The organism is Streptomyces microflavus, assembly GCF_014650075.1.
Lineage (GTDB): Bacteria > Actinomycetota > Actinomycetes > Streptomycetales > Streptomycetaceae > Streptomyces > Streptomyces microflavus.
In genome coordinates, this window is sequence record NZ_BMUG01000003.1 from 465,036 (window position 1) to 487,277 (window position 22,242).

At 72.3% G+C, this 22,242-nt stretch carries 22 protein-coding genes; 12 read left to right on the forward strand and 10 right to left on the reverse strand.

Annotation, left to right across the window (positions count from 1 at the left end):
- Position 1: 1 nt before the first annotated feature.
- From IE264_RS11040 to IE264_RS11055, 4 genes are all read right to left on the reverse strand, one after another.
- Positions 2–445, reverse strand: a complete 444-nt coding sequence (locus IE264_RS11040) for a response regulator (RefSeq protein WP_015612868.1) — start codon at positions 443–445, stop codon at positions 2–4.
- Positions 442–2,073, reverse strand: coding sequence for a sensor histidine kinase (locus tag IE264_RS11045; protein WP_032756784.1), 1,632 nt, complete (start codon positions 2,071–2,073; stop codon positions 442–444). The genes IE264_RS11040 and IE264_RS11045 overlap by 4 nt, the downstream gene beginning before the upstream one ends.
- The gene (locus IE264_RS11050; protein WP_032757055.1) at positions 2,070–3,302 is read right to left on the reverse strand and encodes a PP2C family protein-serine/threonine phosphatase; all 1,233 of its coding nucleotides are present in this window, start codon (positions 3,300–3,302) and stop codon (positions 2,070–2,072) included. Before IE264_RS11050 ends, IE264_RS11045 begins: the two co-directional genes overlap by 4 nt.
- Positions 3,303–3,539: 237 nt before the next feature.
- Positions 3,540–4,436: an RNA polymerase sigma factor SigF gene (locus tag IE264_RS11055; protein ID WP_032756782.1), complete on the reverse strand. Its 897-nt coding sequence runs from the start codon at positions 4,434–4,436 to the stop codon at positions 3,540–3,542.
- 261 nt (positions 4,437–4,697) lie between these two features.
- On the opposite strand from IE264_RS11055, the gene IE264_RS11060 reads away from it, so the two are divergent.
- Positions 4,698–6,182: an SDR family NAD(P)-dependent oxidoreductase gene (locus IE264_RS11060; protein WP_032756780.1), complete on the forward strand. Its 1,485-nt coding sequence runs from the start codon at positions 4,698–4,700 to the stop codon at positions 6,180–6,182.
- A 380-nt stretch (positions 6,183–6,562) separates the two neighbouring features.
- On the forward strand, positions 6,563–6,739 hold the full coding sequence (locus tag IE264_RS11065; protein WP_015612873.1) for a hypothetical protein: 177 nt from the start codon (positions 6,563–6,565) through the stop codon (positions 6,737–6,739).
- A gap of 32 nt (positions 6,740–6,771) precedes the next feature.
- On the opposite strand, the gene IE264_RS11070 is transcribed toward IE264_RS11065, so the two are convergent.
- The 3 genes from IE264_RS11070 to IE264_RS11080 are packed head-to-tail and all read right to left on the reverse strand — an operon-like array spanning position 6,772 to position 9,628.
- Positions 6,772–8,226, reverse strand: coding sequence for a lipase maturation factor family protein (locus IE264_RS11070; RefSeq protein ID WP_032756778.1), 1,455 nt, complete (start codon positions 8,224–8,226; stop codon positions 6,772–6,774).
- A gap of 29 nt (positions 8,227–8,255) precedes the next feature.
- The gene (locus tag IE264_RS11075; RefSeq protein ID WP_015612875.1) at positions 8,256–8,768 is read right to left on the reverse strand and encodes a DUF1990 domain-containing protein; all 513 of its coding nucleotides are present in this window, start codon (positions 8,766–8,768) and stop codon (positions 8,256–8,258) included.
- Positions 8,765–9,628, reverse strand: coding sequence for a YndJ family protein (locus IE264_RS11080; RefSeq protein ID WP_051821801.1), 864 nt, complete (start codon positions 9,626–9,628; stop codon positions 8,765–8,767). Before IE264_RS11080 ends, IE264_RS11075 begins: the two co-directional genes overlap by 4 nt.
- A gap of 170 nt (positions 9,629–9,798) precedes the next feature.
- Here IE264_RS11080 and IE264_RS11085 point away from each other — a divergent pair, with 170 nt between their 5' ends.
- From IE264_RS11085 to IE264_RS11100, 4 genes are all read left to right on the forward strand, one after another.
- Entirely contained in the window at positions 9,799–10,959 is a 1,161-nt protein-coding gene (locus IE264_RS11085; RefSeq protein WP_032757053.1) for a DUF6777 domain-containing protein, read from the forward strand.
- 99 nt (positions 10,960–11,058) lie between these two features.
- The gene (locus IE264_RS11090; protein WP_015612878.1) at positions 11,059–13,125 is read left to right on the forward strand and encodes a SpoIIE family protein phosphatase; all 2,067 of its coding nucleotides are present in this window, start codon (positions 11,059–11,061) and stop codon (positions 13,123–13,125) included.
- 129 nt (positions 13,126–13,254) lie between these two features.
- Positions 13,255–14,619, forward strand: coding sequence for a wax ester/triacylglycerol synthase family O-acyltransferase (locus IE264_RS11095; protein ID WP_032756776.1), 1,365 nt, complete (start codon positions 13,255–13,257; stop codon positions 14,617–14,619).
- Between the two features lie 36 nt (positions 14,620–14,655).
- Positions 14,656–15,516 (forward strand): Fpg/Nei family DNA glycosylase, encoded by an 861-nt coding sequence (locus IE264_RS11100; protein ID WP_032756774.1) that lies wholly within the window; start codon positions 14,656–14,658, stop codon positions 15,514–15,516.
- Positions 15,517–15,529: 13 nt separating this feature from the next.
- Here IE264_RS11100 and IE264_RS11105 read toward each other — a convergent pair whose 3' ends face one another.
- Positions 15,530–16,174 (reverse strand): anti-sigma factor family protein, encoded by a 645-nt coding sequence (locus IE264_RS11105; RefSeq protein WP_032756772.1) that lies wholly within the window; start codon positions 16,172–16,174, stop codon positions 15,530–15,532.
- A 71-nt stretch (positions 16,175–16,245) separates the two neighbouring features.
- On the opposite strand from IE264_RS11105, the gene IE264_RS11110 reads away from it, so the two are divergent.
- From IE264_RS11110 to IE264_RS11130, 5 genes are all read left to right on the forward strand, one after another.
- Complete coding sequence (locus IE264_RS11110) at positions 16,246–16,998, forward strand: LytR/AlgR family response regulator transcription factor (RefSeq protein ID WP_015612882.1); 753 nt, start codon at positions 16,246–16,248, stop codon at positions 16,996–16,998.
- 88 nt (positions 16,999–17,086) lie between these two features.
- The gene (locus tag IE264_RS11115) at positions 17,087–17,449 is read left to right on the forward strand and encodes a hypothetical protein (RefSeq protein WP_015612883.1); all 363 of its coding nucleotides are present in this window, start codon (positions 17,087–17,089) and stop codon (positions 17,447–17,449) included.
- Complete coding sequence (locus IE264_RS11120; RefSeq protein ID WP_032756769.1) at positions 17,446–18,948, forward strand: sodium/solute symporter; 1,503 nt, start codon at positions 17,446–17,448, stop codon at positions 18,946–18,948. The genes IE264_RS11115 and IE264_RS11120 overlap by 4 nt, the downstream gene beginning before the upstream one ends.
- Complete coding sequence (locus IE264_RS11125) at positions 18,945–20,168, forward strand: sensor histidine kinase (RefSeq protein ID WP_015612885.1); 1,224 nt, start codon at positions 18,945–18,947, stop codon at positions 20,166–20,168. Before IE264_RS11120 ends, IE264_RS11125 begins: the two co-directional genes overlap by 4 nt.
- Before the next feature lie 109 nt (positions 20,169–20,277).
- Entirely contained in the window at positions 20,278–20,748 is a 471-nt protein-coding gene (locus IE264_RS11130; protein WP_032756767.1) for a hypothetical protein, read from the forward strand.
- A 40-nt stretch (positions 20,749–20,788) separates the two neighbouring features.
- On the opposite strand, the gene IE264_RS11135 is transcribed toward IE264_RS11130, so the two are convergent.
- On the reverse strand, positions 20,789–21,310 hold the full coding sequence (locus IE264_RS11135; protein WP_015612887.1) for a hypothetical protein: 522 nt from the start codon (positions 21,308–21,310) through the stop codon (positions 20,789–20,791).
- Positions 21,311–21,422: 112 nt separating this feature from the next.
- On the opposite strand from IE264_RS11135, the gene IE264_RS11140 reads away from it, so the two are divergent.
- Positions 21,423–21,620 carry a zf-HC2 domain-containing protein gene (locus tag IE264_RS11140; protein WP_015612888.1) on the forward strand — a complete coding sequence of 66 codons (198 nt, stop codon included), beginning with the start codon at positions 21,423–21,425 and terminating at the stop codon, positions 21,618–21,620.
- Here IE264_RS11140 and IE264_RS11145 read toward each other — a convergent pair.
- The gene (locus IE264_RS11145) at positions 21,554–22,126 is read right to left on the reverse strand and encodes a sigma-70 family RNA polymerase sigma factor (RefSeq protein ID WP_015612889.1); all 573 of its coding nucleotides are present in this window, start codon (positions 22,124–22,126) and stop codon (positions 21,554–21,556) included. The genes IE264_RS11140 and IE264_RS11145 overlap by 67 nt on opposite strands.
- Between the last annotated feature and the right edge of the window lie 116 nt (positions 22,127–22,242).

Genomic DNA, 22,242 nt, shown 5'->3' on the forward strand with positions numbered 1-22,242 from the left:
CCTACGCACGACCGGGCAGCCGCACCACGGTCACGAAGAATTCGTCGATCTGGCGTACCGCCGCGATGAACTGGTCCAGGTCCACCGGCTTGGTCACGTACGCGTTGGCGTGCAGCTTGTAGCTGCGCAGGATGTCCTCCTCGGCCGAGGAGGTGGTGAGGACGACCACCGGGATGAGCGCCAGCTCGGGGTCGCTCTTGATCTGCTCCAGGACCTGCCGGCCGTCGTACTTGGGCAGGTTCAGGTCCAGGAGCACCAGGTCGGGGCGGGGTGCCTCGGTGTGCTCGCCGCGCCGGTAGAGGAAGTCCAGCGCCTCCTGGCCGTCGCGCACGACGTGCAGGGTGTTGCGGATCTTGTTGTCCTCGAACGCCTCACGGGTCATCAGCTCGTCGCCGGGATCGTCCTCGACCAGGAGGACTTCGATGGGCTGTACGGGGCTGTTCACGAAGGGTCTCCCGGCTGGCTGATGGACGGAGCGGGAGCGAGGAGCTCCGCGGTGGTGTGCTGGGGCGCGTCGGGCGCGACAGGCAGGGTGAAGTGTATGCGGGTGCCCTCACCCGCTCCGGCGTCCAGCCAGATCCGGCCACCGTGGAACTCGATGATCTTCCGGCAGAGCGCGAGGCCGATGCCCGTTCCCTCGTACTCGTCACGCGCGTGGAGCCGCTGGAAGATCACGAACACCTTGTCCGCGAACTCGGGCGCGATCCCGATCCCGTTGTCCGAGACGGTCAGGTGCCAGTCCCCGTCCTCGCGCAGGCAGTCGACGGTGATCCGGCACTCCACGTCCTCCCGGCGGAACTTGACCGCGTTGCCGATGAGGTTCTGCCAGACCATCGTGAGCGCCGTGGAGTCGCCGACCAGCTCGGGCAGCGTCTCCGGCCGTTCCACCACCGCCCCGGACTCCTCGACCGCCAGCGTCAGGTTGCCGAGCGCACGGTCCAGCGCCTTGCCCAGATCGACCGGTTTCCAGCTGTCGTGGACCCGGCCCACCCGGGAGAAGGTCAGCAGGTCGTTGATGAGGACCTGCATGCGCTTGGCGCCGTCCACCGCGAAGGCGATGTACTGCTTGCCCCGGTCGTCCAGCTCCTGGCCGTACCGCTTCTCCAGGAGCTGGCAGAAGGACGCGACCTTGCGCAGCGGCTCCTGGAGGTCGTGCGAGGCGACGTACGCGAACTGCTCCAGCTCGGAGTTGGAGCGCCGCAGCTCCTCCGTCTGCTCCGCGAGCAGCGTCTCGCGGCTCTGCGCCCCGTCCAGTTCGTCGACCAGCCGCCGCCGCATATCCTCGACCGCCCCGGCCACGGCCTGGACGTCGGAGGGCCCCTTGATCTCGATCCGCTGCCCGAAGGCTCCCGACTGCACCCGCTCGGAGGCGGCGCGCAACCGGTTCAGCGGGACGCCCACCACCCGGTGCAGCAGCACACTGAGCGCCACCACGGTCAGGACGAAGACGGCGACGAGCGCGAACAGCACCTGGTCGCGGGTGGTGCGCGCTTCGTTCAGGTCGGCCCGCGCGGCGTCGCGGGCTTCGTCGAGATGGCTCTGTTGGGCGGTGTAGGCACGCCGCAGCGCGTCGAAATCCGCCTTGCTGCTCTGCAGCTGCGCCGACGCGCCGGACTCCTTCGGCCCTTGTTCGCGGACCAGCTTCATCAGCGGCACGGCTTTGCTCTCGCGCCACTGCCGCGCAGCGGCCTCGATGGCGTCGAGATCCCTGGCGAACTGCTCCTGCCCGCCGACCAGCTGCCGGGCGCGGGCCAGCCGCTCCCGCTCGGCGGCCTTGCCCGCCTCGTACGGTTCGAGGAACGAGTCGTCGCCCGTCAGCGCGAAACCGCGTACCCCGGTCTCCTGGTCCAGCAGGGCGTTCTGCAGCTGGAAGGAGACCGACCGCGCGGGCTGTATTCGGTCGACCAGATCGTTGGTTTGGTCGGACATCCGGGCCAGCACGAGCCCGCCGACCACCAGGCAGGCGCAGACGACCACGATGAATCCGCCGAGGATCAGGTGCACCCAGTTCTGCACCGAGAGCCGTGCGGCCGTGCCGGTGCGTACCGGAGCGGCCTTGTCGTGCGTACTCATGAAAGTTCCGATCCCCAGCCCAGATGCAGTACGGCCACATCGTCCGCAAGTCCGCCGTAGGGGGCGGCCCCCTCGGTGGCTCCGGCCACCAGCGCGTCGATGAACCGGCGGCCCGGCAGATTCCCGTGGGCCTGCGCCATGGCCAGCAGCCCTTCCTCGCCGAGGCGGCTGTCCGGGCCGGTGCGCCCTTCGAACAGTCCGTCGGTGAAGAGCACCAGGCCGTCACCGGGCGCCAGGGGCAGGTCGACCGTCGGCCACCGGCCCATTCCGGGCAGCAGCCCGAGCGCCATGCCGCCCGCCGGCTCCACCCAGCGGACCTCCTCGCCCCGGCGCAGCAGCAGACCGGGGTGCCCAGCCCGCACGATCTGCGCACTGCGCCCGTCGGACGCGAAGGTCAGGGAGGTCATCGTGGCGAAGACGTGGGAGTCCGACCGCTCGGCGACCAGGATCTTCTCCAGCAGCTCGATCTGCTCCAGGTGGGAGGTCCCGCACAGGACGGCGGTACGCCAGGCCACCCGGAGGCAGACTCCCAGTGCGGCCTCCGCCGCACTGTGCCCCGAGACATCGCCGATCACCGCGTGGACGGCGCCGTCGGCGGTCTGCACGACGTCGTAGAAGTCACCGCTCAGCAGCCCGTGGACGCGCCCCGGCTCGTACCGGGCGCGCGCCTGGAACCGGTCGTCGCGCAGCAGCGGGACGGGCAGCAGGCCGCGCTCCAGCCGGGCGTTCTCCTGCGCGATCAGCTGATTGGACCGCAGTGCCGCCGCCGCCCGCTCGACCTCCTTGCGCTGGAGGGCGTAGCGGATCGCCCGAGAGAGCATCTCGGGGTCCAGTCTCCCCTTGACCAGGTAGTCCTGGGCGCCTCCGGCGACCGCGCGCAGTCCCGTGCCCGACTCGTCGAGACCGGTGAGGACGACGATCGCGGCGTCGCTGTCGGACTCCAGGATCTGGCGTACGGCGTCCAGGCCGTTGACGTCCGGGAGGTGCAGGTCCAGGAGCACACAGACGGGGGTGGCACAGGTGCGCAGGAAAGCGCGGGCCTCGGCGAGCGACTTGCGCCAGGTGAGGGCGGAGTCCAGCTCGCTGTCGGTGAGCATCTCTTCGACCAGCAGCGCGTCACCCGCGTCGTCCTCCACCAGGAGGATGGTCGCGTCGACGTTCCACAGGAGGGTGCTGGGGGAGGGGTCGCCGGTGATCTCCTGCTGAGCGGGGATGCCGACGGTGCCCACAGGTTTGAGGGACATGCCCATGGGTGACTCGGCCAACCCCTCCACCCCCTCGCACGAACGGTGCCAGCCCATCCGGCCGATCGTCGGGAAGCATATGTGATCGGCGGCCTCGGCAGATGCCGCAGGCCGCCGCTCTGACAGGAAGCGGTCGGGCACCCGGAAGGGTGCCCGACCGGACGAACGGCGGGTGCCGGGGAAGCCCCCGGCCTGTTCAGGGAGTGAAGGGAGTGAGGGGGCTCACGCCTCGACGCTCATTCCCTTGCGGAGCTGCTTGACGATCCGGGTCAGCAGCCGGGACACATGCATCTGGGAGACGCCCAGCTCCGCGCCGATCTGCGCCTGGGTCATCTCCGCCCCGAAGCGCATCTGGACGATCCGGCGCTCCCGGTCGTCGAGCTGCTCCAGCAGCGGTGCCAGGGTGTGCAGGTTCTCGACGCTCTCCATGCCCGGGTCGCTCTCGCCGAGCACATCGGCGTACGCGCGCTGCTCCTGGCCGGAGTCGCTGTCCGCCGAAGGGGTGTCGAGCGAGCCCGCGGAGTAGCCGTTGGCGGCCACGAGCCCCTCGATGATCTCTTCCTCGGGCAGGTCCAGGTGGGCGGCGAGCTCCTTGACCGTGGGGTCGCGGTCCAGCTCGGCGGAGAGCTGCTCCTTCGCCTTGGCGAGGTCGACCCGCAGCTCCTGGAGGCGGCGCGGCACGTGCACGGACCAGGTGGTGTCGCGGAAGAAGCGCTTGATCTCGCCCACGATGTAGGGGACGGCGAAGGTGGCGAACTCGACCTCGCGGGAGAGGTCGAAGCGGTCGATCGCCTTGATCAGCCCGATCGTGCCGACCTGGATGATGTCCTCGGTGTCGTCGCCGCCGCGGTTGCGGAACCGGGACGCGGCGAAGCGGACCAGCGACAGGTTCATCTCGATCAGGGTGTTGCGGGCGTACTGGTACTCGTGGGTGCCCTCCTCCAGAACCTGGAGGCGGTCGAAGAAGACCTTGGACAGGGCCCGCGCGTCCTTGGGGGCGACCTTGCCGGCGTCCTCGACCCAGGGCAGCTCCTCGGCGCCGACGTCGGTCCGCGTGCCTACCAGGTCGTCGCTCAGCGGCGCCGTCGCTCCGGTGGCTCGCACTGACATCGCCGTCATGGTGTCACCCTCCCTGTCACCCAATGTGTCGGACGGTCGCCTTCCCGGTCGTCGCGAAGTCATGTCCGCATTTCCGGAAAAGTTTTCCCGACCCGGTTTCCGACCCGGTTCCTGCCCCGGATCCGCCCCGATTCCGGCCCGGTTCTCGCCCCGGTTTCCGGCTCGAACGGAACAGCCTCGCGCGCATGGCAAACTTGGGCGGGGTGTTTCGGCCTGCGGTGATCCCTGACCCGCGGGGATGAAGATGACAGAGGAACGGCAATGACGGTGACAGAGGACAGCCCGGAGCTCGCTCCCGGAATCGACGAGTTCGGTCCCGGTATCGATCCGGAGCGACTGGCCGTCTGCCTGAGCGTGCTGGACGAGCTCGACGACATCGAGGTCGACCACCCGGACGCCATCGCCGTCCGCCGGGCCACCGCCGGGGTCTACCGCACCGTGAAGCAGCGCCGCCGCCAGGAGCGCAGGGCCGCGAAGACCGCCCACGACCGGGCCGTCACCGAGGCGACCGCGACAGGCTCGGCCGAGCGCATCGACGACGAGACGCAGGGCGTCCTGCCCTCCTCGTCCGCCGCGGCCGAGATCGCGGGGATACTCCAGCGCCCGCGCTCCTGCTACATCTGCAAGACCCGGTACGTCGAGGTGGACGCGTTCTACCACCAGCTCTGCCAGCCCTGCGCCAAGGAGAACCGCTCCCGCCGCGACGCCCGCACCGACCTCACCGGGCGCCGGGCGCTGCTCACCGGCGGCCGGGCGAAGATCGGCATGTACATCGCGCTGCGGCTGCTGCGCGACGGGGCGCACACCACCATCACCACCCGCTTCCCCAACGACGCGATCCGTCGCTTCAAGGCGATGGAGGACAGCGACGAGTGGATCCACCGGCTGAAGATCGTCGGCATCGACCTCCGCGACCCGGCCCAGGTCGTCGCGCTGGCCGACTCCGTCGCCGCCGAGGGCCCGCTCGACATCCTGATCAACAACGCGGCCCAGACCGTACGCCGTTCCCCGGGCGCCTACAGCGAGCTCGTCAACGCCGAGTCCGCTCCGCTGCCCGCGGGTGTGCTGCCCGCCGCCGAGGTCATCGGCACCTTCGGCAGCGGCACGGTCGACCGGGTGGCGGCCCTCCCCGCGGCCCGCAAGGAGGGCCTCAGCGCCCAGGAGGTGACCGACCTCGCCCTGGTCACCGGCTCGGCCTCCCCGGCCCGGATCGCCGCGGGCACCGCGATCGACGCGGGCGGGCTCGTCCCCGATCTGCACGACACCAACAGCTGGGTCCAGACGGTCGAGGACGTCGAGCCGATCGAGCTCCTCGAAGTGCAGCTCTGCAACTCCACCGCGCCCTTCATTCTGATCAGCCGGCTGCGCCCGGCGATGGCCAGGGCCGCCGCCAAGCACGCGTACGTCGTCAACGTCTCCGCGATGGAGGGCGTCTTCAGCCGGGGCTACAAGGGCGCGGGCCACCCGCACACCAACATGGCCAAGGCCGCGCTCAACATGCTGACGCGCACCAGCGCCCAGGAGATGTTCGAGAAGGACGGCATCCTGATGACGGCCGTGGACACCGGCTGGATCACGGACGAGCGGCCGCACCCGGACAAGATGCGGCTGGCCGAGGAGGGCTTCCACGCCCCCCTGGACCTCGTCGACGGCGCCGCCCGGGTCTACGACCCGATCGTGCGCGGCGAGGAGGGCGAGGCGCTCTACGGCTGCTTCCTCAAGGACTACGCCCCCGCCAACTGGTGACCGGCCGCCCGGCGGCGTAACCCGCCCGGCCCAACCGGAACCGCACCCTCCGTGCGGCGGCCGCAGACCCGGCTCAGGATGGATCCTGAGCCGGGTTTTCGCTGTCCGAAGTGGCCGAAAGTGACCCACTGCACACGTTCTATCGAGCGCAGAGCCGCTCATTTGGTTACTCTGAGGCCAACGGACGCCATCGAGGAGCCCACGAAGGTTCCCCGACCGTCCCGGGACAGGTCTGCAACCCGACCGCCGTCCCGCCCCGACACGGCGCCACCGCGACCGACATGTTCCAAGCCCCTGCCCCACCGCGGGGCGGTCGGCCTCCGGCGTCGCAGCCGGAGCGTCGGCTACGCCCCGGGTGACGCGACACAGAGGAGTGCGCGGTGACGACACCAGAACTGACGATGCGCGAGAAGCGACCCGCCGAACGGTACGGGGAGCGGACCGCACGGCCCGAGAAGCTCCGGAACATCGAGGTGTGGGCCAGGTCCGCACCGATCCGGCTGGCCGGTTACGAGGACGACCTCGCCGAGCCGCACATCCTGCCCGGCATCGACTGACCGCTTCGAGCAGGCCTCTTCGGCAGGCCGCTTCAGCACTGCTCACGGCCCGTCTCCCGGCCCTCCCGCTCCGGCGGGAGCGGCCGGGAGACGGGCCGCATGAATTCCCGGACGTAGGTGCGGTGCCACCAGTTGCCGGTGGCCCGCAGCTCCCGCAGGTCCGTGAACCGGTAGCGGAAGACCCGGGCGCGCACATGCACCGGAGGGGCGTCCGGGAACGGGTTGTGCGCGAGCAGCCGGAGCGTGTCCCGGTCGCCGCGCAGCAGCCGCTCGGTGAACGGGCCGAACCAGGAGCGCGCGTACGCGGGGGAGAGCGCCGCGAACCACATCATCCAGTCGAGCCGCAGGTGGTACGGGGCGAAGAGGCGCGGTAGCCGCCTGACATCGCCCGGTTTGCCGTGGAAGCCGTACTCCCGCCAGTCGGCGCCCTCGTCCGCGACCCTGTCGGCCGCGCCCTCCACCACGACTTCCAGCCGCATTCTGCTGATGGAGCCGAAAGCGCCGTAGGTGTTGACGAGGTGCAGGGGGTCGAAGGAGCGGTTCATCACCTGCCGGCGCGAGAGCAGATTGCGCGCGGGACGGTAGCTGAGGACCAGCACCAGGGCCGTCACCGCGATGACGGCCGCCTCGTACCAGAGCGGCGGCGCGGTGAGGGCGGGCGGCTCCCCGGCGAGCGGGGTCCAGTCGATCACCGAGAGCGCCAGGGCGATGGTCAGCCAGTTCAGCCAGGCGAAGTTGCCCGACAGGACGAGCCAGAGCTGGGTGAGCACCATGAGGGCGGCGGCCGCGCTCGCCACCGGCTGCGGGGTGAACAGCAGGACGGGCACCAGCAGCTGGGTGACGTGGTTGGCGGCCACCTCGACGCGGTGGACCGGGCGTGGCAGGTGGTGGAAGAACCAGCTGAGCGGCCCCGGCATCGGCTGGGTCTCGTGGTGGAAGTCGAGGCAGGTCAGCTTCCGCCAGCACGCGTCCCCGCGCATCTTGATGAGCCCGGCGCCGAACTCCAGCCGGAAGAGCAGCCACCGCAGCAGCCAGAGCACCAGCACCGGCGGCGCGGTGTCCCCCGTACCGAGGAAGACGGCGAGGAACCCCGTCTCCAGGAGCAGCGACTCCCAGCCGAACCCGTACCAGACCTGCCCGACCTGGACGATCGACAGGTACAGCACCCAGGGCAGCGCCCACAGCAGCATTCCGCCCCAGAGCGGAAGGCGACCGTCCAGCCCCGCGATCAGGGCCACCGAGACCGCGCAGCCGCCCCAGGCGACGGCGGCGAAGAAGCGGTCGGAGTAGTGCAGCCGGAACAGCCCCGGCGCCGCCTTCCAGGGGGTGCGCCGGAGCAGTTCCGGTACGGGGAGCATGCCGCGCTCACCGATCAGTGCCCGGAACTGGAGGGCGGCCGAGAGGAAGGCGACCAGGTAGATCACGGCCAGCGTCCGCTGGAAGATCAGCCTGCTCAGCCAGTAGCCGTCGGCGGAGAACCACTCCATCCCTGCCAGTATCGGCCCGGCGTCGGCGTTCAGCCCGCCGCGACGAGCCGGCGCAGCGTCCGGCCCAGCCGGCGCGCGTACCAGAGCTGCACCTGGGGCACGATCGGCCCTGCGAGCCGTGCGTACCAGACGGCGGGGCGCGAGAACGCCATGACTGTGAACCAGACCGTGCCGTCCTCCGCCAGGTCGACCACGAAGCACTCCTCACCGATCTCTGGGTGCCCGGAGAGGGTGCCGTAGCCGAAACCGGTGCGGCCCTCCTCCCCGTACGCCGTCCAGATCACCTCGCACGTGGCGGCCAGGCGTACCGGCCCCACGCCGAGCGCCATCCTGACCCTGCCACCGGGCTCCGCCCGCGCCGCCGACGCGTCGACCCTGGTGCCCGATGCCCGGTGCATCCGCCACTCGGTCACCGCAGCTCCCGCCGCCGCGAAGTCGTCCGCGCCCCGGCCGACCCGGGTGCGGTGGTGCAGGTGGTTGTAGCCCTTGGGGAGCGGTCCGAGGCGGGTGGCGCCGACCTCGGGGTAGGTGAGCGTGCTCATGCTGTCCTGCTTTCCGGGTGGGACGGGTGGGACTGGTCGGACGGACGGGTGGTGGTGCGGATGCGCTGCCAGGCGAGGAGCGAGCAGAGGGCGAAGCCCAGTGCGTTGCCCAGGCCATGGGTGGCGGCCATCCAGGTCAGGGTGGGGTGGGGCAGCCCGGTCGCCTCGCCGACCGCCCAGCTCAGGGCCAGGAGCATGGTCGCCACCAGGACGGCGGCGGAGGTGAGAAGGAGCAGCCGGGTCGTCCTGTCCCGCCCCTCCTCGCGTCCCAGGCGCCAGGTGAGCAGGCCGACGGTCCACATGCCCGCCGTCAGGAGCACGGCCCCGGCCAGTTCGGCCCAGTCACCGATGAAGTAGCCGACGAGGACGAGGAGCGTGCCCAGCGGCACGCTGAGCGCGGCGAACCGGCCCGCGCGGCCGTCGGAGACCCGGCAGACGAGACCGGCGACCAGGGCGGCGGCGAAACCGGCGAAGTGGAAGTGCGGCACGGTCAGGGCGAGGATGCCCAGCTCGAAGCCGAACAGTTCGTGGCCCCACCGCTCCGCGACCAGGGCGAGTGCGGCGACGGCCGGGGTGACCAGTGCGGTGAGGAGGGCGATCCAGGCGGGGGAGAGGTCCCGGTCGCGGACCGCCCGGCGTGTGCCGTGCAGGGCGAGCACGACGGTGCCCAGTGCGTAGCACGAGGCCAGCGCGGTGGCGGTAGGGCCACGCGGCAGCCATAGGGCCACCGCGCCGGGCGCCGCGAAGAGGGGCCAGAGCCTTCGGGTGCGGTCCAGCTCCCGCAGCCCGGTCAGCCGCAGCCCTGTCGGGACGATGACGAACATGCCCACCATCACGATCGCGTTGACCAGTACGGTCACAGCCCCACCCCCGTCTTTGAACACGTTCAACTCCTGAGATGAGAGTAGAGGTTTTCTTGAACGCGTTCAAGACGGCTCTTCGCGGCCCGGCGTCCGCTTGCGGGCGGGCGTCCGGTGCGGCACAGATGGTGACGATCCATCCGTTCGCCATGGACAGGCAGGAGAGCCCCGTGCGCTCACCCAGACGTTTCCGGCACGCCGTGCTCGCCGCACTGTCCGCCGGGGTTCTGCTGGCCGCCACCGGCTGCGACAGCGCCGGGGACAGGACCACGAAGGGCACCACCGGCACCGCCGAGGCCAAGGACGTCCTCCTTCAGCCGCTCGCCGAGCCGGGCCCCGGCCCCTTCACCAGGTCGACGGTGCGGGCCGCACCCTCGCCGTCCCCCACCCGTTCGCCGGAGGAGGACGACGGCTCCGCCACCCGTACGGTCCACCGGGTCTCGGGCGCCGTCCCCGGGCTCTACGGGGGCGTCCGGTCCGAGGCCGCCTGCGACGTCGGCCAGCAGGCCCGCCTGCTGGCCGCCGACCAGGACAAGGCACGTGCCTTCGCGGAGACGGCCGGCATCGAGGCCGTGCAGATCCCGGGCTATCTGCGCTCGCTCACCCCGGTGGTCCTGCGCGCCGACGCCCAGGTCACCAATCACGGCTACAGCGCCGGCTCCGCCACCGCCTTCCAGGCCGTGCTCCAGGCGGGCACCGCCGTCCTGGTCGACAGCAGGGGCCTGCCCCGGGTCCGCTGCGCCTGCGGCAATCCGCTGGGCGAGCCGGTGATCGCGAAGGGGCAGGTCACCCACCGGGGCGAGCGCTGGCCCGGTTACGACCCCACGCGGATCCTGGCGATCGAGCCCGGCGTGCAGCCGGTCACCGGCCTGGTCATCGTGAACACCGCGGACAACACCTGGATCGAGCGGACCGTCGGTGACGACGGCGGACGCGACCGGACCCCGGACGAGCCGCCGCCCTTCGAGCCGAGCGACGATCTGCTCTTCCCGTCGCCGGCCCGCCCCTCCGAGCCCGAAGCCCCCGAGGCCACCCCGTCGGCGCCCGCCCCCGCCGAACCGGAGGAGCCGCAGTGCCCGGACCCCTCGGCCCCGGACGGCCCCGCCGAGCTGCCCCCCGGCTGCCCGCCGCCCATGGAGCCCGACCCCGGCACCGAGGCGCCGGACGACTTCGACGGCCTGCCGACCGACGAGCCGTGGGAGCTGGAGGACGAGCCCGGTGCGGTACCGGAGCCGACCCAGGTCTTCCCCGGCGAACCCGACGACTTCGGCGAGCTCGACGAGTTCGGTGAGCCGGTGGACTCCGGCGTCCCCGAGCCGTTCGCCGGCTGACCGGGCCGCGCCCGGACCTCCTCCAGCTCGTGCGGTGACCGCTCCGGTCGGCGTACGGATCACTCGAAGAATCTGACAAATGGTGGCAAAGTGGCCCACATGGATGATCGGGTAGCGGGTGCCCTGTCACTCCCGGACGACTGGCCCGCCCACCCGGACCTCAGCCTCGCCCTGAACCGTATGGGCAGCTTCGACTGGGATCTGGACACCGGCCTCTTGCACATGGACCAGCCCGCCCTCGACGTGTTCGACCTGACCGCCGACGAGTACGACGACCGGCCGGTCTCGCTCGCCCAGCGCGTGCCGACCGACGAGGCAGTACGGCTGGACGGAATGGTCTCGCAGGCCCTCAAGAGCGGCCGTACCAACTACGGCGCCTACTTCCGTATCCAGCGCCGCGACGGCACCCTGCGCTGGACCCACACCCAGGGCTTCGTCCGCCGGGACGGGACCGGCCGGCCGCGCCGCATCATCGGGATCGTCCGCGACGCGACCCAGGAGCTGGCCGACTCCTCCGCCCGGCAGGAGCTGGACGTGGAGCGGCGCCAGCGCACCAGCCTGGTGGAGGGCACCACGGCGTCCCTGGCGCACGCCCGTACGGTCAAGGACGTCATCGCGGTCCTCAAGAACTCCCAGGGCCTCGCCCACCTGGGGGCCACCAGCCTCGTCATGGGCCTGCTGGAGTCCGGCCGCATCCACCTCGTGGCGGACGGCCCCGAGGGCGCCTACGTCCCCGGCACCCGGTTCACCCGGGTGGACGAGCAGTACCCGATGAGTGAGGTCGTCCGTACGCTCACCCCGCGCTTCATCGAGTCCGCCGAGGACTTCGCCACCTCCTACCCGGTCCTCTGGCCCAACATCAGCCACCTGGGGATCACCGCGGCCGCCTATATGCCGCTGATCGCGCAGGCCCGCCCGATCGGCGCACTCGGCCTGCTCTACCGCGACAAGGCGGGCTTCACCCCCGACGAGCGCAACCTCCTCATGGCGCTCGGCACCTCGATCGCCCAGAGCCTCCAGCGGGCCATGCTCTACGAACAGGAGCACGACCTCGCCGAAGGGCTCCAGCAGGCGATGCTGCCGCGCCGGATCCCGGCCGTCCCCGGGGCGCAGGTCGCCGTCCGCTACCGCTCGGCCCGGCTCGGCCGGGACATCGGCGGCGACTGGTACGACCTGATCCCGCTGCCCGGCGGACGGGTCGGCGCCGTCATCGGGGACGTACAGGGCCACGACACCCACGCCGCCGCCGTCATGGGGCAGCTCAGGATCGTGCTGCGGGCCTACGCGGCCGAGGGGCACAGCCCCGCCACCGTCATGGCGCGCGCCTCCGTCTTCCTCCACGAGCTGGACACCGACCGCTTCGCCACCTGCACCTACGCCGAGGTCGACCTGACCACCGGGGTCGTCCAGGTGGTCAGGGCCGGCCATGTCGACCCGCTGGTGCGCGACGTGGACGGCAGCTGCCGCCGCATGCCGTCCGACGGTGGGCTGCCGCTGGGCCTCTCCGCGGAGTTCGGGCGGCTGGAGTACCCGGTCACCACCGCGGAGCTGGACCCCGGCCAGACGATGATCCTGTTCACCGACGGCCTGGTCGAGCTGCCCGGCTCCGACCTCGACGAGGGCATGCAGCTGCTGACCACTCTGGTCTCCAACGGCCCGCAGAACCTCCAGAAGCTGGCCGACGAGCTCTGCGACGCCGTCGACGTGCGCGGCGGCCAGGACGATGTGGCGCTCCTGCTGCTCCGCCGCCGGGCGGCCCAGGCGCCCCAGCCCGGCGGCAGGCTCCGGCAGCACGTCGCCCAGAACGACCCCGAGGCGCTCAGCTCCGCCCGGCACATGATCCGGGCGGCGGTGCGCGCCTGGGGGGCGAAGGAGCGGGCCGACGAGATCGAACTGGCCGCCGACGAGCTGATCACCAACGCGCTGATGCACACCGACGGCGGGGCCGTCGTGACGATCCGGGTGATGGCCGGCTCCGAGCGGCGGCTGCGCGTCGACGTGGAGGACCGCTCCAGCGCCCTGCCCCGGCGCCGGGACGCGGGGGAGTCGGGGGTCTCGGGCCGCGGACTGATGCTCGTCGACCGGCTGGCCGACGTCTGGGGCGTGGAGTCCCGGGGCAGCGGAAAGTGCGTGTGGTGCGAGTTCCTGATCCCCGACCGGTCGTGAGGTGCCAGGAATCCCACAAAGAACGCAGCTGTAACAGTACGTAACATGTCCGTACTTGACCGTAACCGACCGCGAAGGATTGACTGCGGGGGTACGGCCGTTCCGCCCCCGACGACATGAGGCCCTCTGTTGGGTACCGAACTCCTGGCCCCGCTCGATCTGGCCTTCTGGCACCTCGAATCCGACGCCCACCCCATGCACCTGGGCGCGCTCGCCGTCTTCGCCCCGGCGTCCGGTGTCACCCGGCTCCACGTCCTGGAGCTGCTCCGCACCCGGGCCGCCGCGATCCCCCGGCTGCGGATGTGCGTACGGGACGTCCTGCTGCCGGTCGGCGGGGCGGCCTGGACCGTCGACAAGGACTTCGACGTGCACCGCCATGTCCACCGCGTCGCCGTGGCCGACGGCGACTTCATGGCGGGAGCCACCCGGCTGGCCGGCGAGCTGATGGAACAGCCGCTGGGCCGCGGGCTGCCGCCCTGGCAGGTGTATCTGATCGGCGGCGCCGACGACGGGCCCTTCGCCGTGCTGGTCAAGCTGCACCACGCGCTGGCCGACGGGATGCGGGCGGTCGCCATCGGGGCCGGGATCTTCGACGAGATCGCCGCCACCGCGGCCCGGCCCGGCGCACGCGGCCGCCCCGCCGTGCCGCCCCGCTCCTGGCTCCCCGACCCCCGCGAGGTGGCGGGCATGGCGCTCGGCCGGATCGGCGAGGTCGGCCGGGCGCTGGGCGTGGGCGCCTCCGTCGTCCGCGCGGGCCGCCTGGACCTGCGCGGCGACACCGCCTTCACCGCACCCTCCAGCGGCACCCGGCGCCTGGCCACCGCGGATCTGGACGCCACGGCCCTCCAGCGGATCCGGCGGGCCGAGGGCGGTACCGCCAACGACATCCTGCTCGCCGTGGTCGCCGGGGCCCTGCGCCGCTGGATGGAGGAGCGCGGTGAGGCGCTCACCGGCACCGACCCGCGCGCCCTGGTCCCCGTCTCACGGCGCAGGCCCGGCGGCGCGGTGACCGGGAACCGCCTCTCCGCCTACCTCCTCGACCTGCCCGTCGGCACGGCCGACCCCCGGGAACGGCTGCGGAGGGTCCGGGGAGCGATGGACCGCAACAAGGCGGCCGGACCCCTGAAGGGCGCCGGAGCCGTCGCCGTACTCGCCGACCAACTGCACCCGCTGGCCCACCGGTTCGGCGCACCCCTGGCGGCGAACGCCGCCCGGATGCTCTTCGACCTGCTCGTCACCAGCGTCCCGCTGCCGCGCTCAGCGCTCTCCCTCGGCGGCTGCCCGCTGAGCGCCCTGTACCCGATGGCACCGCTGGCCCGCGGGCAGTCGCTGGCCGTCGCCCTGTCGACGTACGGCGGCCGGGTCCATGTGGGTCTGGTGGCGGACGGCAAGGCGCTGCCGGACCTGGACCGGCTGGCCGAGGCGGTCCAGGCGGAGTTCGACGCGATCGGCGCGCTGTTCACCGTCGGCCGGGTGGCGGCACCGGTCTCCTGACAGGCAGCCGTACGCACCCTGCGGCAGGCTGGTGCCATGCCCGAACTGCCCGAAGTCGAAGCCCTGCGGGTCTTCCTCGACGACCACCTGGCCGGCAAGGAGATCGCCCGCGTCCTCCCGCTGGCGATCAGCGTCCTGAAGACGTACGACCCGCCGCTGAGCGCCCTCGACGGGACCACCGTCACCTCGGTGGCCCGCCACGGCAAGTTCCTCGACATCGAGGCGGGCGGGCTGCACCTCTGCACCCACCTGGCCCGGGCGGGCTGGCTCCGCTGGAAGGACTCCTTCCCGGCCGCCCCGCCGCGCCCCGGCAAGGGCCCGCTCGCCCTGCGCCTGGTGACCGCCGACGGCGACGGCTTCGACCTCACCGAGATGGGCACCAAGAAGCGGCTCTCCGTCCACCTCGTCCGCGACCCGATGGACGTCCCCGGCATCGCCCGCCTCGGCCCCGACCCGCTCGCCGACGCCTTCGACCGGGACACGTTCGCCGGAATCGTCGGCGGGGCGCGCCGCCAGATCAAGGGCGCCCTGCGCGACCAGTCGCTCATCGCGGGCATCGGCAACGCCTACAGCGACGAGATCCTGCACGTGGCGAAGATGTCCCCGTTCAAAAGGACCGCCGACCTCGACGAGGACGACATCACCCGCCTGTACACCGCGCTGCGCACCACCCTCAAGGACGCCGTGGAACGGACCGGCGGAGTGGAGGCCGGAAAGCTCAAGTCCGAGAAGAAGAGCGGGATGCGCGTCCACGGCCGGGCAGGGGAGGCCTGCCCGGTCTGCGGTGACACCATCCTGGAGGTCTCCTTCAGCGACTCCTCGCTCCAGTACTGCCCCACCTGCCAGACCGGCGGCAAACCGCTGGCCGACCGGAGGCTGTCCAAGTTCCTGAAGTGAGCACGGAGGGCTCTCACCGCGTGACCGTCACCAGCCGCCGCCCGCCCGCCGTCCGCACCTCGAAACGGTCGATGGCCTCCGGCCGCAGCGCCGCCCCGCCGTCCACCTCCACCAGCCCGTCCCCCGGGACCCCGGCCGACCAGCTGGTCACCGTCTCCTCGCTGCCGTCCCGGCCCACCGCGATCAGCGAGCACACCCCGACGGCCGGCACCCGCACGGCCTCCAGAGCCACCGCCGTACCCCACTCGTGCCGCGCCGCCGTCACCACCGCGGCCGCCCCCGAACCCCGGTCCGCCCCCACCCACCGCTGCACCCGCACCCCGTCCCCCGGACCACCGGGACGGCCCGAGAGATCAGCCGCCGCCCACGGGCCGCCCACCGCCAGCACCACCGCGGCCGCCACCAGCGCGAGCCGCCGCCTGCCCGCCCTGCGCCGGCCGGCCGCCACCGCCTCCATGAGCCGGTCCGCGAGCCCGGGACCCGGCCGCACCACCGGCCCGGCCACCGCCAGCCGCGCCGTCACCCGGGCCAGCTCGCGCGCCCGGGCACGGCACTGCGGACACTCCTCCAGGTGCTCCTCGAACCGGAAGGCGTCGGCCCTCCCGAGCACGCCCAGGGCATAGGCCCCCACACGGATGTGGGGCTCGGTCGTCTGCATGTACTGCGGTACGGGAACAAGCCGGGATTCACTCAAGCCATCGGCCCCCGCAAGGCCTAAACTCCGGGCTCATGCTGCGCGTACTCGCCGTCGACGACGAACCACCCGCGCTGGAGGAGCTCCTCTACCTCCTGCGCGCCGACCCCCGCATCCGCAGCGCCGAAGGTGCCACCGGAGCGACCGAGGCGCTGCGCCGCATCGGCAGCGCCGTGGACGCGGGCCCCGACGACCCGTCCGCGATCGACGTCGTCTTCCTCGACATCCACATGGCGGGCCTCACCGGCCTCGACGTCGCCCAGCTCCTCGCCGGATTCGCCTCGCCCCCGCTCATCGTCTTCGTCACCGCGCACGAGGGCTTCGCCGTCCACGCCTTCGACCTCAAGGCCGTCGACTACGTCCTCAAACCGGTCCGCCGCGAACGCCTCGCCGAGGCCGTGCGCCGCGTCGCCGAGCAGGTGGGGGACCGCTCCGCCCCGGTCAACGACACCGCCACCGACCAGATCCCGGTCGAGCTCGGCGGTGTCATCCGCTTCATCCCGATCGACGAGATCGCGTACGCCGAGGCGCAGGGCGACTACGCCCGGCTGCACACCGCGACCGGCAGTCATCTCGTCCGCATCCCGCTCACCACCCTGGAGGAGCGCTGGCGCTCGCGCGGCTTCGTCCGGATCCACCGCCGCCATCTCGTGGCGCTGGGCCGGATCGACGAGCTGCGGCTGGACGCGGGGAGCATGAGCGTGCGCATCGGGGAGGCCGAACTGGCCGTCAGCCGCCGCCACACCCGGGCCCTGCGCGACCTGCTGATGCGCCAGGGCGGCCGCTGAACCCGATGCCGACAGGCGGCCGCTGACCTGGGGCGACCTTTGGCGATCCCTTCCCAGCACCACCCCCCGCCGCCTACACTCCGAGCCCATGTCACAGGAGACCGCACCCCGGCGCGAAGTCGTCACGGGAGAGCCCCGCCGGGTGCGTCCGCTGCCTCGCTACCGCACCCAGTCGGAGATCGAGGAGCAGACCGCCCTCGGCGGCGCCTACGTCCGCTCGCTGATGCGCAGCCAGCTCCGTGCCGGGCTCACCGTCTTCGCCGTCCTCGCCCTCGTCGCGGGCACCCTGCCGCTGCTGTTCGCCGCCCTGAACAGCGCCGCCCTGGTCTGGGCGGTGCTCGGCTTCGCCACCTATCCGCCGCTCACCCTGGCCGCCTGGTGGTACGTGCGCAGGGCGGAGCGCAACGAGCGCGACTTCGCCCGGCTGGTGGAGGGCCGCCCCCGACCGTGAGCACCCCCGACCACACGGCGTCCTGGGTGGCGGTCGCCCTCGTCGTCCTCGCCACCGTCCTCGTCGGCGGCTTCGGCCTGCGCATCTCCCGTACGACCTCCGATTTCTATGTCGCCTCGCGTACCGTGCGGCCCCGGCTCAACGCCGCCGCGATCAGTGGGGAGTACCTCTCCGCCGCCTCCTTCCTCGGGGTCGCCGGTCTTGTCCTGCTGCACGGCCCGGACATGCTCTGGTACCCCGTCGGCTACACCGCCGGGTACCTCGTGCTGCTGGTCTTCGTCGCCGCCCCGCTGCGCCGCTCGGGGGCGTACACCCTGCCGGACTTCGCCGAGGGGCGGCTCGAATCGCTGCAGGTCCGCCGGCTGGTGAGCATCCTCGTGGTCGGTGCGGGCTGGCTCTACCTCGTCCCGCAGCTCCAGGGCGCCGGGCTGACGCTCAAGATCCTCACCGGGGCGCCAGGCTGGCTCGGCGACGTACTCGTCGCGACCGTGGTGACGGTCGCGGTGGCGGCGGGCGGGATGCGGTCCATCACCTTCGTCCAGGTCTTCCAGTACTGGCTGAAGCTGACCGCGCTGCTCGTCCCCGCCCTCTTCCTCGTGCTCGCCTGGCAGGGCGACGGCCGCCCCCGGGTCAGCTTCGACGACCAGTTCGCCGTCTTCCGTGCCGACCACCCGCTCTACGCGACGTACGGGCTCATCGTGGCGACCTTCCTCGGCACCATGGGCCTGCCGCACGTCGTCGTCCGCTTCTACACCAGCCCCAACGGCCGCGACGCCCGCCGCACCACCGTCGCCGTCCTCGCCCTGGTCGGCCTCTTCTACCTGCTGCCGCCGATCTACGGGGCGCTCGGCCGGCTGTACGCCCCCGAGCTGCGGCACGGCGGCGACGCGGACGCCGCCGTCCTGCTGCTGCCCGCCCGGGTCATCGGCGGGCTCGGCGGTGATCTCCTCGGCGCGCTCATCGCGGGCGGGGCGTTCGCCGCGTTCCTCTCCACCGCGTCCGGGCTCACCATGGCCGTCGCCGGGGTCATCACCCAGGACGTCCTGCCCTCGCGCGGCGTACGCCACTTCCGGCTCGCCACCGTCCTCGCCATCGCCGTGCCGCTCGCCGGTTCGCTGCTGGTCAGCCGGGTGCCGGTGGCCGACGCGGTGGGCATGGCCTTCGCCGTCTCCGCGTCCTCCTTCTGCCCGCTGCTCGTCCTCGGCATCTGGTGGCGCCGGCTCACCCCGCCGGGCGCGATCGCCGGACTCCTGCTCGGCGGCGGCTCCGCGCTCCTCGCCGTCGCGATCACCGTGAGCGGGGCCGTGACCCCGCCGGGCTGGCCGCACGCCCTGCTCGCCTGGCCCGCCGTCTGGTCCGTCCCCGTGGGGTTCCTCGCGATGATCCTCGTCTCGCTCGCGACACCGGGGCGGATACCGCCGGGCACCAACGCCGCCATGACCCGCTTCCACCTCCCCGAGGCGCTCACCTCGGCCCGGGCCGCCGGGAGGGAACGATGACCGGGGCCACGGTCGCCGTCCTCGTCGTCCTGGCGGCGCTGCTGCTCGGTACGGGGTTCCTGCTGGGCCGCCGCACCGCCGCCCGCCCGCTGCGCCCGAGCGATGTCGGCACCCCCGTCGAGCACGCCACCTTCGAGACCCTGCACACCGCCTCCCTCGCCGCGCCCCCGCTGCGCGCCGGCCTCACCGAGGAGAGCGCCCGCCGCTCGGCCCGCCGGCTGCGCTCCCTGCTGGGCACCGACGCCCTCTGTCTCACCGACCGCGAACGCGTCCTGGTCTGGGACGGCGCCGGGCACCACCACGGCAAGGACGTGATGGGCCACATCGAGGCGCTCCTGGAGGGCGGGCGCGGCACCGCCTTCGACAGCGGCTGCGCCGACCTCGACTGCCCCCTGCGCTGGGCGGTCGCCGTACCGCTCACCGTCGAGAACCGGGTCCTGGGCGCGCTCGTCGCCTACGCGCCGCGCGAGTCGGCGGTGCTGGCCCGGGCGGCGGGCGAGGTCGCGCGCTGGGTCTGCGTACAGCTGGAACTGGCGGAGCTGGACCGCTCCCGTACGCAGCTCATCGAGGCCGAGATCAAGGCGCTGCGGGCGCAGATCTCCCCGCACTTCATCTTCAACTCCCTCGCCGCCATTGCCTCGTTCGTCCGCACCGACCCGGAGCAGGCCCGCGAACTGCTCCTGGAGTTCGCCGACTTCACCCGCTACTCCTTCCGGCGCCACGGTGAGTTCACCACCCTGGCCGACGAACTGCACTCCATCGACCAGTACTTGGCGCTGGTCCGCGCCCGCTTCGGCAGACGGCTCTCCGTCACCCTCCAGGTCGCCCCCGAAGTGCTGCCGGTCGCCCTGCCGTTCCTCTGCCTCCAGCCGCTGGTGGAGAACGCCGTCAAGCACGGTCTGGAGGGGGCCGTCACCCTGCCCGGGACGCGGACCGAGGAGGCCGCCCCCTTCCGGATCACCATCAGCGCGCTCGACGCCGGATCGGAGGCCGAGGTGGTGATCGAGGACAACGGGAGCGGCATGGACCCCGAACGGCTGCGGGGCATCCTGCGGGGCGAGGCCACCACCTCCACCGGCATCGGCCTGCTCAACGTCGACGAGAGGCTGCGCCAGGTGTACGGGGACGGGTACGGGCTCGTCATCGAGACCGGGATCGGCGCGGGCATGAGAATCACGCTCCGGCTGCCCAAGTACCGCGCGGGAGTGCACGGTTCGTGAGCCCCGCCCGGCCCCTGTGACCTGGTGCGCAGGGGTGGGAAGGCCCCTGACAGACTGTGGGGCGGATTCGCAGTGATCTTCCCTTCCCGGTCCGAGGAGCAGCCGATCCATGCCCACCACCACCCGCCCCACCGCCCCGCCCACTGCCTCCGCCCCGGCTGCCTCGCCCGCCCGGTCCGCTCCCGCCGTCCGGGTCGGGAAGGGGTTCCTCGTGACCGTCGTCGCGGTGGCCCTGTCGCACGTGATCCTTTCCGACGGGCTGTTCGTGTCACTGGTGGGACAGGCGGCCACGAACATGGGCGCCGGTCCGGGCTACTCGTCGGACGTGTCGTTCACCTCGGCGGTCGTCAACACCACCCTGACCATGGCTCTGGTGCTGTGGGTGGGCATGCGCCTGCTGCGGGAGCGCCGGGTGTACGTGATGGTGCTGGTGGGGGCCGTGGGGTGGTTCCTGACGGTCATGGCCAACGTCGACGCCCTGCTGGAGCGGGCCTACGGTCTGCTGCCCCTGGCCCCCATGGCGCTGTTCGTGCTCGTCACCGCTCTCACCGCCGGACTCCTGCGTCCCGTACGGCGGTGAGAACCGGCGGGCCGTACCCGGCCGGCCCGCCCGGACCGGATCAGCACAGATGCACGGCCAGATGCCCGAGCGGCAGGCCCAGCTGCCACGCGGGGGTCCACACCTGGACCTCCCCCTCGCCGTCGAGCGCGCCCCCGGCCACCGGCTCCCAGGGCGCGGGCACGATCGCGTCGAGGTCGGCGGCGAGCAGCTCGGTCTCCTCCAGCCACCGCCAGGCCGCCCGGGCCAGTGCCAGGTCGGGGTCGCCGGGCCCGGCCCGCCGCTCCGACTCCGCGAGCCGCTCGCAGACCCAGCTCCGCCAGGTGGCCCCGTACGCCGTGAGCAGCCGCAGTTCGTCGACGCGGGCCTCGGACAGCGCGCGGGGGAGCGGGGCGTCCCCCAGGAGGCCGGAGAGGAAGATCGTGAGCGCGAGCGCGTCCCGCCCGGCCCGGAACTCCAGCGTCGTCGGTTCCATCAGGTCGCCGGTGCGTAACAGCTCGTCGGCGGTGTACTCCGTGTACAGCCAGGCCATCGGTACCGGCAGCCCGTCCCCGCCGGTCCCACGCGTATCCTCGGGACGCATCCCGTCTCGCCTCTTTCCTTGCTCGGTACCGGGCTTCCTGCAGCATTGAACCGGGGGCGGGCGCCCCGCGTGGGCAGAAGCGGAGGATCGCCCAGGAGATGCGAGGCTGTGAATGAGTGCCGACCCCGGCGACGACCCGCATGTGCGCCTGCTGCTGGGCGCGTACGTCCTGGACGCGCTGGACGCGGAGGAGACCTGCCGGGTCGCCGGCCACCTCCAGCTCTGCGACCGCTGTGCCCGCGACTACGTGGAGGTGGCGGAGGCCTCGGCCCTGCTCGCCCTGTTGCGGGCGGAGGACCTCGGTGAGTAGCCGGGCAGATTGCGCGAGAGCAGCCGCAGCGCGTAGTACGAACGGGACTTGACGGTCCCGGCCGGGATGCCGAGCGCCTCGGCGGTCTCGGTGACGCTCAGTCCGTGGAAGTAGATCTGCACCAGCACCGCGCGGTGTTCGGGGCTCAGGGTGCGGACCGCCTCGCGGACGTCCAGGGCGTGGACGGCCGAGTCCGCGGTGTCCTGGACCGCCGGGGCGCTCTCCAGCAGAGTGTCGCCGACCTCGGCGGGGCGCGCCTGGCGGGAGCGCCGGGCGTCGATGGCGAGGCGGCGGCCGACCGTGAACAGCCAGGGCCGCATCGAGTCGTAGGGCGCGGCGAAGGCCTCCGGATGCTGCCAGGCGCGTACCAGGGTCTCCTGCACCAGGTCCTCGGCCCGCTGCCGGTCCCCGAAGGTCAGGCCGAGCAGGAAGTGGAAGAGGGCGGGGCCGTGTTCCCGCTGCAACTCCGCGATGGCCCGCTCATCGGTCGTCGTCGTGGTCGTCATGAACGTCCTTTCCCGCGGGAGGCCCCCGGACGGCCTCGCTGCCGCCTGGCGTATACGAACGCATTCGGCGGCGCAGGAACAGGCGGTACACCGAGGCGTGCGACGAGCGGTCGCTC